Annotated in this window: 12 protein-coding genes; 6 read left to right on the plus strand and 6 right to left on the minus strand. The window is 44.7% G+C overall.

Features of this window, described 5'->3' with window-relative positions; all coding sequences use genetic code 11:
• Positions 1–1020 carry a Gfo/Idh/MocA family oxidoreductase gene (locus FFM64_RS03495; RefSeq protein ID WP_137606613.1) on the minus strand — a complete coding sequence of 340 codons (1020 nt, stop codon included), beginning with the start codon at positions 1018–1020 and terminating at the stop codon, positions 1–3.
• Between the two features lie 208 nt (positions 1021–1228).
• On the opposite strand from FFM64_RS03495, the gene FFM64_RS03500 reads away from it, so the two are divergent.
• The 6 genes from FFM64_RS03500 to FFM64_RS03525 all read left to right on the plus strand — a co-directional run bounded on the left by FFM64_RS03500 (position 1229) and on the right by FFM64_RS03525 (position 7919).
• Positions 1229–3229 (plus strand): Na+/H+ antiporter, encoded by a 2001-nt coding sequence (locus FFM64_RS03500; RefSeq protein ID WP_137606614.1) that lies wholly within the window; start codon positions 1229–1231, stop codon positions 3227–3229.
• 134 nt (positions 3230–3363) lie between these two features.
• Positions 3364–4278, plus strand: a complete 915-nt coding sequence (gene pyrB, locus FFM64_RS03505; RefSeq protein WP_137606615.1) for an aspartate carbamoyltransferase — start codon at positions 3364–3366, stop codon at positions 4276–4278.
• A gap of 93 nt (positions 4279–4371) precedes the next feature.
• Positions 4372–4977 carry a TMEM175 family protein gene (locus tag FFM64_RS03510; RefSeq protein ID WP_171000264.1) on the plus strand — a complete coding sequence of 202 codons (606 nt, stop codon included), beginning with the start codon at positions 4372–4374 and terminating at the stop codon, positions 4975–4977.
• Positions 4978–5125: 148 nt separating this feature from the next.
• A complete protein-coding gene (locus FFM64_RS03515) occupies positions 5126–6871 on the plus strand; it encodes a 1-deoxy-D-xylulose-5-phosphate synthase (protein WP_137606617.1) in 1746 nt (581 codons plus the stop codon).
• A 132-nt stretch (positions 6872–7003) separates the two neighbouring features.
• Positions 7004–7558, plus strand: a complete 555-nt coding sequence (locus FFM64_RS03520) for a cysteine hydrolase family protein (protein ID WP_137606618.1) — start codon at positions 7004–7006, stop codon at positions 7556–7558.
• A 67-nt stretch (positions 7559–7625) separates the two neighbouring features.
• A complete protein-coding gene (locus FFM64_RS03525) occupies positions 7626–7919 on the plus strand; it encodes a bacteriocin immunity protein (protein WP_137606619.1) in 294 nt (97 codons plus the stop codon).
• Positions 7920–8002: 83 nt separating this feature from the next.
• Here FFM64_RS03525 and FFM64_RS03530 read toward each other — a convergent pair whose 3' ends face one another.
• From FFM64_RS03530 to FFM64_RS03550, 5 genes are all read right to left on the minus strand, one after another.
• The gene (locus FFM64_RS03530) at positions 8003–8779 is read right to left on the minus strand and encodes an ABC transporter permease (protein ID WP_137606620.1); all 777 of its coding nucleotides are present in this window, start codon (positions 8777–8779) and stop codon (positions 8003–8005) included.
• Entirely contained in the window at positions 8766–9482 is a 717-nt protein-coding gene (locus tag FFM64_RS03535; RefSeq protein ID WP_137606621.1) for an ATP-binding cassette domain-containing protein, read from the minus strand. The genes FFM64_RS03530 and FFM64_RS03535 overlap by 14 nt, the downstream gene beginning before the upstream one ends.
• Positions 9460–9852, minus strand: coding sequence for a GntR family transcriptional regulator (locus tag FFM64_RS03540; RefSeq protein WP_137606622.1), 393 nt, complete (start codon positions 9850–9852; stop codon positions 9460–9462). Before FFM64_RS03540 ends, FFM64_RS03535 begins: the two co-directional genes overlap by 23 nt.
• An 87-nt stretch (positions 9853–9939) precedes the next feature.
• Positions 9940–10851 carry a DMT family transporter gene (locus FFM64_RS03545; RefSeq protein WP_137606623.1) on the minus strand — a complete coding sequence of 304 codons (912 nt, stop codon included), beginning with the start codon at positions 10849–10851 and terminating at the stop codon, positions 9940–9942.
• A 607-nt stretch (positions 10852–11458) separates the two neighbouring features.
• A complete protein-coding gene (locus FFM64_RS03550) occupies positions 11459–12382 on the minus strand; it encodes an alpha/beta hydrolase (protein WP_137606624.1) in 924 nt (307 codons plus the stop codon).
• Between the last annotated feature and the right edge of the window lie 69 nt (positions 12383–12451).

The raw sequence follows: 12451 nt of genomic DNA on the forward strand, positions 1-12451 counted from the left end.
CTAATGTTTCATCTGCTGAATGCCCTTTTCAAGCATTTCAAGTTGCAAAATGGTTTCTTCATCTTTAACCGTCTTCGGTTTGCCATTGATAATGGCGTCATACAAACCGGCATAAACACGACTATAGTCGCCGACTTCCGAAACCACTTTTTCCTCATGATACTGATTATCTGCGGACATATAGGTTAAGATCCCATAATCTTCTGGTCGATCAATCCCAAAGTCGGCATGATCTGGCAAATAGAAATGTTTCAAATCTGTTTCTTGGCGATCCTTGGCTGCTTTTTCAAACATGCCTTTTTTGCCATAGACGACAAAACTTGGACGGGGCTTGATGCGGAAGTAGCTCGACTTCACGGAGACTTTCAATGCGCCGTAATATAAATCTAAATCAAAGTAATCATTCATCCGGTCAGCTCCTAACAATTGACGAACATCGTAATGCACATCGTCCGGGCGACCAAAATAAGAGATGACTTGATCAAGCGTATGACAAGCATGACCGTATAAATAACTTGAGTTCAACGAAAAATGATCGACGCTGGCTGGGACTTCTGGCCGGAAATAGTCAAAAGACATCTCAACCTCCAACAAATCACCGAGTTTACCGCTTTCAATGACTTTTTGAACCGTTAAAAAGTCCGAATCGTAACGCCGATTTTGATAACACTGAATCAACAGTCCTTTTTCCTTAGCGAGGGCGAACAACTCCTTAGCTTCCGCTGAAGTTTCGGTGAATGGCTTTTCAATCAACGCATTTTTACCATGTTGTAAAACATCTTTCGCTAATTGATAGTGCGTACTGCTTGGTGTGGAAACCACGACCAATTGAATCTCAGGGTCAGCATAAATATCATTAATGTCGGTCGTATAATGGACCCCTGCAATTGGCGTCCAATCTTGACGACCCGAACGTGAATAAATTGTCTTAACCTTGATCTTATCTTTTAACTTCAGCGCAAATGGTAAATGGTACCGATTCGCACTCTTCCCATTACCGATATAAGCAATTGTTAGCATCTTAATGCCCTCCAAATTGAATTGATACCCTTATTATACCTAGCGATTTAGTTAAGCCAAGCGCTTTCACATAAATTGGTCACAGTGTTCAGAAAAAGTAGCCACCAGCAATTATTTCTAAACCTTTTGTTCAACACGTGAATAATAGGCGATTATTATGAATTGCGGTACAATTAGACAAATTAACTAATGTAAGGGGGATAACGGTTTGCAAACCGTCTTCTTAGTACTACTCTTGATTGCAGCGGTCGTCGCTGCTAACGCAGTCTATTCCCGATTCACATTACTCCCAGTCGCCTTTCTCCAAATTGCGGCTGGTTTAGTGCTTTCGCTAATTCCGCTCTATCAAAATTTTGAACTTGAACCAGAAGTTTTCTTATTTGTCATTATTTCAGTATTAATGTTTAACGATGGACAAAATACCAACATGCGTAAGTTATCACATCAATTACGCACGACCCTTTCCTTGGCCATCGTCTTAGCAATCGTCACGATCTTGATTGTGGGGGTTGTGACTCATTGGCTGGTGCCAGCCTTTTCGCTGGCCTTAGCCTTAGCTTTAGGTGCAATTATTACGCCAACGGATGCCGTGGCCGTTTCCTCCATCACCTCGAAAATTTCCGTTCCCAAAGATGTCATGGACACTTTGGAAAATGAATCGCTATTTAATGACGCTTCCGGCATCGTGGCTTTTAACCTAGCCATCGCCGCACTCGTTACTGGAAAATTTTCTGTTTGGAGTGGCATCGGCAACTTTCTGTATGTCTTCGTGGGTGGCATCATTGTTGGCGCTATTTTGGGCTACTTGATCGTGGGTTTACGAATCATGCTGATTAACATGGGAGTCGACACGCCGTCCGTGGTTGTGCCTTATACCTTGTTAACACCATTTGTCGTCTACTTTTTAGCCGAGGGACTTGGTGTTTCCGGAATCTTGGCTGTGGTTGCAACTGGGCTCATTCACGGTGTCCAACAGAAGCGATTGCGATTAACGACATCCCGCCTTCAAATCGTCATGTCAACGACTTGGTCGATCATTGCCAGCATTCTAAACGGGATCGTCTTCGTGCTACTCGGCGTCTCGCTGCCAAGCGTCATCAGTCATTTGCAACAGCGTGATACGGGTTCAGTTGCGATTCTCATCGGACTCGGGTTACTCTTATACGTCGTCATGACCGTCGTGCGCTTCGCCTGGATTCAACTCGGCTTTGCCCAAATTCGTGCCTGGACTCACCGTGAAAAAGCCTTGAATAGTTTAGTCGCCGCGTTAAGTGGCGTTCACGGTACGATTACCTTAGCAATGGCCTTTTCATTACCACTTACGCTGGGCCACCAGGCATTCACCTACCGTAACGATATTATTTTCGTCGCTGCGGTCGTCATCCTGACTAGTTTATTGGTTCCAACAATTGTCTTGCCATTATTGCTGCCAAAACAAGTCGAAAAAGTTAGCGATGAAGATCTTACTCAAGCAAAAGGTGAAATGGTCACTAGTGCAATCAAATTGATTGCTGCACGCTATGGCGACACGCCGACTGCTAGTGAAGTCATTGCCGTCCTTGAAGGCCAACGCGCCGTTGATGCTCGCCCTGACCGAGCCCAACTGAACAAACTTTTTAATGACACTTATGAGATTGAACAGCAAACCATTGATCAACTCATTACTGCTGGGAAAATTGATTCCGGCATTGGTGAACAATACTTGCGTGTCAGTCGAACGCGTCTTCAAAATCAACAGTCTTTCTGGCAACGACTATGGCTCTTCTTCAAATTTTTGATTCTTGGTCGTTTCTCATTTTCTAAAAAAGCTCGGGAACAGCGAAGAGCAATTCATCAGTTCAAACGTAACGGCATGACCAGGGAACAACTGATTGAACAGAATCGTAAGATGTGGCAACAAATGCGCGCAGTTGAAGAAAAGCCTTACCACGCTGTCGTTGACTACTTAAATGAACAGTACAATGATCACAATCACCAAGCGATTAGTATTGTTCGTCGCTCGTATGATCAACGGCATCGACGTTTGTCTGGCAACCGTGACTTGCAAGAAGCCCAAAATGAGCTTTTAATTGAAGCCTTCCAGCTTGAATATAACTTTATTCAAACCCAAATGGCAACAAAAAAAATCAGTCACGACTTGGGAAACCAACTCTATGAACAAATTTCAACCGATCAATTAGTCTATCTTCAATCAGTTAACGATGACTAAAAAGACGCCCAATAACTCGGATTTAACAATTCGGTTACTGGGTGTTTTTTCATACACTTTCTTTACAAAGTCTCTATCAAATCTCGACATTGCACGCGTAAGCTAGGCACTAAACTTATTCACGGAGGCGTCTCATGCAACACTTTCTCACGACCGACGATCTTTCATTAGCGACCACCAAAACACTCATTCAACGCGCACAGGATATGGCAGCCACCCCCGCTAATTTTGAAACCCTAGCGCGTCATCAGCAGCTCGCAACGCTCTTCTTTGAACCGAGTACCCGGACCCGTTTGAGTTTCACTTCCGCCATGCACGGTCTTGGTGGTACCGTTCTAGGGTTTGAATCTAGTGCCTCAACTTCTACCACTAAAGGTGAGTCTTTGATTGATACAATTCGCGTCGTCTCACAATACGTCGATATCATTGCTTTACGTCATCCACAAGCTGGTGCTGCCGCCCTCGCTGCTAAGTACGCCAGTGTGCCAGTGATTAATGCCGGTGACGGCAGTCATTTGCACCCAACCCAAACACTAGCCGACTTAACCACCATCGACCAGTTCAAGCATCGTCTCAACCACCTCACGATTGCTTTCGCCGGCGACCTCAAATATGGACGCACCGTGCATTCACTCGTCCAAGCACTAATGCGTTATGGTCAAAATCGTTTTATTTTTGTTTCCCATTCCGCTTTAAAGATTCCAGTCACCTTGCGCGCACAGCTTGCCGCCCAACATATCGATTTTGAAGAAGTCGCCGACTTCAGCGCCATCAACGAACCACTAGACGTCCTTTATATGACCCGGGTTCAAGCCGAACGCTTTGATACGACCGCTGATTATGAGGCAGTCAAAAATTCCGTTCAACTCACCCCGGCACAGAGTCACTTGCTAGCGCCAACGACGCTCTTACTCCACCCACTACCCCGAGGACACGAATTACCCACCAGTTTTGATGCTTGGCCACAAGCCCATTATTTTGACCAAGTCAAGGCTGGGCGTTTTGTCCGAATGGCATTAATCGACTACTTACTTACTCAAAATCATTAGTAACGTCACTAACACTACCAACCGTAGTCACAGGCCTTCTGACAAAAAATCAGGTAAACTGAAAATAATCAGTTAAATGGTGGGGTGAAAGTGGTGTTGTTTCAAAACTCAAAAACGCGCTTGGTTGGGATTTCAGACGGTGTTTTTGCCGTCGTGTTGACAATTATGGTCCTCAATATCAAAGTCCCAACGGGGCACTTGTCAATTACTCAAGTGCAGTCGCTCTTACAAGCCATCTTCACCTACCTCATCAGCTTTGCTGTGGTTGCCCAATACTGGCAATATCACCAGGAATGCTTTGGCCACAACGCCAACTTACCAACTGGGATTTATATTCTCAACAATTGTTATCTCTCGTTGATTTGCTTAATACCTTTCGTAACGGCATGGCTAAAAGAAAGCCAATCGTCCAGTTACAGTGCGATTGTGTTTGCCGTCGTCATTGCTGCGGTTGATATTCTCCAATTAATCATGTTTCAACGCGTTATCCGGGCGAACTTACAGCCATCACAGCAATTGTCGCCCCACGACCGTGAAGAATACCGTTCGGTTAAAATGATGGTCGTTATTAGCGGACTATACCTCCTCGTCAGTCTGACAGTCCCCCATCTGATTCTCCTAATAATTGCCGCTGGCTTAACTTTTCGGGTCATCACGACACGGTTCATGCGGCGATTCAAGCAACCACCATTTAATTGAAGGCGCCATTTCTAATTAAATCAGGACTAGCTGTCGCCACTGACAATTAGTTCTGATTTTTTTGAACAATTCCTTGTGTTAGTCCTACTCGAAGGTGCTAAGCTATGGTCATGGTATTAATGATTATTCGAAAGTGAGCGATGTCCTAATGGAAACACCAATTTTAAACACGATTAATTCACCGGCAGATTTGAAACAATTAGCCCTGCTTGAATTAACCCAACTTGCGACCGAAATTCGGTCTGTTCTACTTAATAAGGTTAGCCAAACTGGTGGCCACGTTGGTCCCAATCTAGGGGTGGTTGAATTAACCATCGCCTTCCACACTATTTTTGACTCACCAACTGACAAGGTCGTTTGGGATGTCTCCCATCAATCTTATACGCACAAAATTTTAACTGGTCGTAAGCAGGCTTGGCTTGATCCAGCACATTACGACGACGTTAGTGGCTACACGGCCCCTGAAGAAAGTCCCCATGACTACTTCAATATTGGTCATACCTCTACTTCAATTGCACTTGCAACCGGGATGGCGGTCGCCCGTGACTCACAGCATCGGTCGGGTAATGTGATGGCCGTCATTGGCGATGGCTCATTATCCGGTGGTTTAGCGCTTGAAGGGCTAAACACTGCCGCGACCTTACAGTCTAACTTGATCATTTTAGTAAACGATAATGGCATGTCCATTGCCGAAGACCATGGTGGCCTCTACACTAATTTGAAAGAGCTACGTGAAACTAACGGTCAAGCTGACAATAACTTATTTAAAGCAATGGGCTTGGATTATCGTTATGTCGCAGACGGTAATGATCTGGCGGCTATGCTTGATGCTTTCAAAGCTATTAAAGATATTGATCACCCAACTGTTCTCCACGTTCATACTGAAAAAGGACGCGGCTATGCGCCAGCCATTGCGAATAAGGAAGCCTTCCATTGGCATGTTCCATTTGACCTTGCCACCGGCGAAACCTTGCACCCAAGCACCGGCGAAAGTTACAACGACACGATCCATGCAACGATGGAAGCCGAATTGACTCAACAACACACCCCGATTACGGCGATCACAGCAGCAATTCCTGGGATGTATGATTTGAAACGATTTGGTCGGAACCATCCAGAACGTTACTTTGACGTGGGGATTGCTGAACAAGAATCAATCAGCTTCGCAGCCGGGCAAGCACAACAAGGTTTGCGACCAATTGTCTTCCATTCAGGGACTTTCTTGCAACGGGCTTACGATCAGCTTTCACATGATCTTGGCATCAATAAGTTACCCGTAACGGTTATGGTCGGCGGTGGCAACATCAGCGCCGGTGATCCAACCCATCAAGGTACTTTTGACGTGGCGATGCTGTCAAATATTCCCGGCTTGACTTACTTAGCCCCAACGACTAAAGAAGAACTGGCCGCAATGATGCATTGGGCACTTCACCAAAATCAAGGCCCAGTAGCGATCCGGGTTCCTGGAAACGGGGTTCATTCCGCACCACTCTCTGACTTTGATCCTGCCCGGATGCGAACCGTTCATGCTGGTCAAAAAGTGGCCTTATTAGGTGTTGGTAGTTTACTCCCCTTGGCTGAACAAGTTCAGACAGCACTCTTAACTCATGATGTTGATGCGACTGTGCTTGATCCACGCAATCTATCAACGTTGGATACCAAGACGCTCACTAACCTGACCGCTAACCATCAGCTCGTTGTCACTTTGGAAGAAGCTAGTTTGAGCGGCGGTTTCGGTGAGAAAGTCGCTAGTTTCTACGGCAATACCGATATGCACGTGCTCAATTTTGGCGCTGCAAAACGCTTCAATGACCGTGAAACTTCAGCTGAACTTTGGCATGAGTTCAAATTAACGCCAGCACAAGTTGTGAGTGAGATCACGAAAGCACTATAATCAAAATACGTCGCAACCTTAACTTGTTGCGACGTATTTTTGTGTCTCAAAGCGGCAAAAAATTGCAATCCATTGACAACGCTATCCGGCTTCCACATACTTAGCCTATGCAAAATTGAGGAGGTTTTTTGAATGCCCAGCAAACAAGCCCTACTAATTATTGATTATACAAATGATTTTGTTGCCGACGACGGCGCCTTAACTTGTGGTGAACCCGGTCAGGCACTAGCACCAGCAATTGTTAAATTGGCAGAATCGATGTTCGACAATGAGGACTGGATTTTATTACCAACTGATGTGCACACACCGCACGATCCTTATCATCCTGAAAGTCAGCTATTTCCGCCACACAATGTCCGTGGCACTTGGGGACGGGAATTATTCGGTGCCTTGAAGCCCTGGTACGATGCGCATCAACATGAAACGACGGTTTGGCAATTTGATAAAACTCGTTACAGTTCTTTTGCTGGTACTGACCTAGACTTACGTTTACGAGAACGTGGCATCGACACGTTACACTTAGTCGGCGTTTGCACAGACATCTGTGTCTTACACACGGCCATCGACGCCTATAATCTCGGCTACAAACTCGTCATCCATCAAGCTGGCGTGGCAAGTTTTAATCCAACCGGCCACGCTTGGGCCCTTGACCACTTCAAAAACAGTCTCGGTGCAACGGTTATTTAACGTTTCATAGTGTCCATTGTATTTCAGCTTAAACTTTCCTATACTCTTGAGTAGGGGGGATTTTTACATGACAACTAAACCAACAGCAGCCAGTTTGATGCAAGCTATCAGTGCCGCGGACAACGATCCAGAGATCAGGGGAAACGCGGAGCTGAATCAAATTTTGCTCACACATGCGACACAATTAGAACAAGGTAAAGATTTCCATCAAGTCGCTGGTGACTTAAACCAAGCGCTACGTCTCTGGGGTATGGCACACTTACATGGGCCAAAATCCTTAGACCCACTCTACCAAGCAACCGTGGCCGCCGCACCTGGCATTTCAGCACAAAAGCCTTATGCCGCACCATCAAATCATTAACTAAAGTCAAAATCCAGACAACTCAACAATGAGTTATCTGGATTTTTTAGTTAATCAGTAAAGGTTTAAATTTGAATTTTTAGTTAATTAGCGGTTGTTTCAACCCACTTATTTAGTAAGAAAATGTTGGCAGCTGTTTCGACTACAATAATTAATAACATCACTAGTACGCCGACCCACCAAGAACTGGTCGTGTTACCGCCCATAAGTGACGTTGAGATCCAAGCAACTTGGCCCATTAAGTAGGTGACCACCCGGAATGTCAACACAATCATAATGACATAGACAATCCCATTAACGACTCGCTGACGAGCCCGTGGCAAATAGTTGCTAGCGGCACTCGTAATCAAATGGACTAATGACACGGTACTCCAGGCTAACAGATAGATGACTAACATGATGGTTAGCATCCCCAGACACACACCAACTGGATTCGTGCCAAAGACACTAAATTGCAAATTGGTCTGCATGTCATCGTACATCGGTGAGAGGGTCGACCAACCGATTAATCCAGTCACAACCATCAAGACTGCCTGCAATACGAGCAAGTATAGAAAACTGACGACCGTGGACAATATATTGGCCGCGTAAAACAAACTATCCGTAATCGGGGCTAACCGAAAAGTATCTCGAGTAAACGCCTGCTCGTTGCGAACCGCTAACAACACAAATGAGACCACGTACGGAATAATTGACCAGCCCATCACCGAGTAGAACAGTGTGGCTGAGCTAAAATCACCACGAACGAGCGACCATACTGACGATACGGCCACGGCTGCTAGTTCTAGCAACATTAATTGATGAATGCTCCGAAATTTGGACCCACTCATCGCTTTGAATAAACTGCTAAATTTCGTCATGACTTTCACCCCCGGTATAGAAACTCTCATAGTAATCTTCAATTTCCAGCCCTTTTTCATCGCGAATCGTATCTGCACCAACATGTACCGCAATGCCTTGGTCTTTAACGATGACAATCTCATCTAAAATTGGCGCAATTTCAGTCACATAGTGATCACTGATCAGAATCGTTGCGTTCTCTGGTTTCCATTGCAAGATACTACTGATGATACGTTTGCGACTCATGCTATCAATGCCGCTAAACGGTTCATCCAATAAATACAAATCCGTTTGACGAGCCAAAGCTAAGGCAATGACAACCTTTTCTTTCATCCCTTTGGACAATGCTGCTAACTTCTTAGTCCCATCGATTTGAAGGAAATCGGCCATGGCTTGATATCGAGTTAGATCAAAATCCGGATAAATGGTTTGATAGAAATGAACCACTTGTTCAATTTTATAACCACCACTGAATCCGTGTAATTGCTCTGAGAAACTGACATGACTTTTACGTTTCGCATTATCAGTTTCACCACTAACAACAATCTCGCCTTTACCCTTGGCACCGCTCGTAATTAAGCGCATCAGCGTCGTTTTACCGGCCCCATTTTCACCTAACAAGCCAACAATTTTACCAGAATCGAGTTCCAAATCAACCTGGTTCAAAATCATTTTACGATTCTGTTTATAAGTTAAATCCTTAATCGTTAATACTTTTGACATCTGGTTGGGCCTCCCTTTTTTCAATATAACGTTGTAAACTTGCGATAATTTCAGTATCAGTTAAATTTAAACCATGTAACTGCTCGTAAACTTGTGCCAATTGGGCCATCACTAATTGCTCTTTTAATTTAGCAAGTTGGGCCTGGTCTGCGGTGACAAAATTGCCCTTGCCACGTTGTGAAATAATGGCTTTCTCGGTCATCATTTCAGTCAAAGCCCGCTGGACCGTATTCACATTCACTGTTAAATCCACGGCAAGTTGGCGTACAGCTGGTAACTTTTCGCCCGGTTTTAACTTCCCAGTCAGCATTTCGTGATACAAATGCGTTTTAATTTGATAATAAATCGGGATCTTGTCGTCAAATTTCACCTCGTTATACCTCCCTAGTGTTCTATTTAACTATTACACTATAACATCACGTTTTAATAAATACAAGCCAAAAGAAAAACGTCCCAGTTAAGGACGCCGAAAATTACCTGTTTTAATAAAATAACGACTAATTACCCCACGGAAATTAAATTGCACAATTAGCGTGGCAACAATGATTAAGCTGCCACCAATCACCAAATTTCGAGTTAATGGCTCAATGTGGAATAGAATTGACACCAGACTTGCAAATAAAGATTCGCTCATTAAGACCAACCCAGCGGTCACCGTGTCGGTATAACGCTGACTGGAAACCTGCAAGACTTGGGCCGCAAAATTCGCAATCACACCCAGATACAGAATGGGGCCAATTGCCGCTGGCCAATTAATTTGAGCTAACTGATGATAGTTAAAAGTAAATGCGTACATCGTCCCCAGAATTGCTTGAATGAACCCGAGTTGAAACGCCAGCACTTGGGGGCGAGCTTGTTTGGTCGCGTAACCATAATAAGTCATCTGAAACGCATAGAAAATTGCCGTCAAGATCATCAGCGTATCACCTAAATGCAACTGCAGTCCGGTCGTCATGATTCCCGTTAAGAACAACATTCCTGCCACACATAAAGCAATGGCGAGATAAATTTTGACGGGTGGCACCCGTTTGAAAAAGAGCCAAGCGATTAAGGGTAACAAAATCACATAAGCGGAAGTAATGAAGGAACAGTTGCTCGGTGTCGTTGACTCCAGCCCCGTCGATTGTAACTGTACCACGATAAAGTTGAACAAGGCACAGACCGCTCCAATTTTAAATTCTTTACGCGTCATTGTATTGACAATTTTATGGAAGAAAATATACGCCAAAATAGCCGAAATTAACCCGCGCAAGGTATTGATCACTGCGGGTGGCATCCGGGCAGCAATGACCATTTTAATAAAGGTATAGCTCGTCCCCCACATCAAAGCGACTAAGATTAAATTTCGGTTGGCGCGTGCTTGAGTCATATTTTCACCTGTTTTTTCAATTTATCGTCACTAAGTTTAGGCTTTCAAAGCAGTGGCTGCAAGCTAGTAAAACGTTTTCAATCCCAAATGGTACAAAAAAATCGTCATTCCTGACGACTTTAGGTAATTTAATATTAAGCTGAAGCGTTTTTTGCCGATTATTGTTGACATCCTTTGGAGGAGCAGCCAAGCCAACCTTCAGCTTATTTACTAAAGGTTGAAAGACTCAAAAACATCACAAATGTCGCAGTACCAGTAACCGTCACATCTAAAGTAGACTTGCCCAATTTCGACTGACTCTGCTAAGTATCAATAAATTTATCAAAAAAGAACTACTGACTTAGCTGGAGGTTGTTACTGATAGCATCGGACGTGCAGGTGGCGTTTGGCCGGCGTTCTTTGCCGGACTTACACCACGGACGGTCTGGGAGATTTGCGCTTTTGGCAAAGCTTCCAGACGAGGTTCAAGACGTTCCTAAGGCTTGAACCGGTCCCTCGTCCGCATGTTATCTGCAACAACCAGAAGCGGCAGTAATCGACTAGTTTTCATGACCTGATTGTTGACGTAGTCATGCAGACCGGCAATTTTTAACTCTCAGCCTTCAACTTATTTAATATATTGTGCTAAAAAGTCGGCGACTGATCGTTTATAAGCTGGGTAGTTTTGCGTAATTGCTGTGGTATGACCAGCCCCTTTGACTAACCACAACGCTTTAGGTTCGTGTGCTTGTCGAAATAGGTCTTTACTCATCCGCGTCGGCACAAAGTCATCTTTTGTCCCGGCAATCATCATAATTGGCAGTTTGTTTTTGCGCACCTGCTTGACCGCATCCGCCTCACCAAACGTATAACCAGCGCGTAACTTTGTAATTGCACTCGTCACGTCAACCAACGGAAACGCTGGCAGATGATACAACTGTCCCGCCTGATAACTAATAATTGCCTTAGCACTAGTAAACGGACTATCCACCACATACGCCTTGATCTGTGGAATTTGCCGTTCGCCACTCGCCATCGTCATGCCAGCTGCACCCATACTGATACCACTCATCACAATCTGAGTCGTAGCCGTCTTTTTGACCACCGTCTTGGCCCACTGCAAATCATCTTTGCGCTCCAACCAGCCATACCCGATGGCCGTTCCTTGACTCGCACCACTCGCTCGCGAATCTGGAACTAACACATTGTAACCGAGTTCGTGATACATGCCAGCCCATGCGCCCATCAGCGACTTGTTGCCAGCAAAGCCATGCGCGAGGACGACCGTTTTCTTAGATCCCGTTTTGGGTAAATACCAAGCGATGAGCTTCAAGCCATCCGAAGATTTGATCGTCCAAGTCTGTTTCTTAGCATGTAAATACCAATACTTTTCCGCATAGACCTGACTCTTCTTCGATAGCGTCGTACTCTGTGTGACGAAAGACTTGTCCCCACGAGCAATGGCCACATGATAAAAATAACTTCCCGCCCCAATCAGCCCACCAATCAGGATAACGAACACCACACCAATTGCAATCAACCATTTTTTCATTACCACTTCAACCTCAGATTCTGATAGAAATATTGCCACTACCAACATAATAACGTTTATAATTAAAGA

The organism is Lactiplantibacillus daoliensis (assembly GCF_005405005.1).
GTDB classification, from domain to species: domain Bacteria; phylum Bacillota; class Bacilli; order Lactobacillales; family Lactobacillaceae; genus Lactiplantibacillus; species Lactiplantibacillus daoliensis.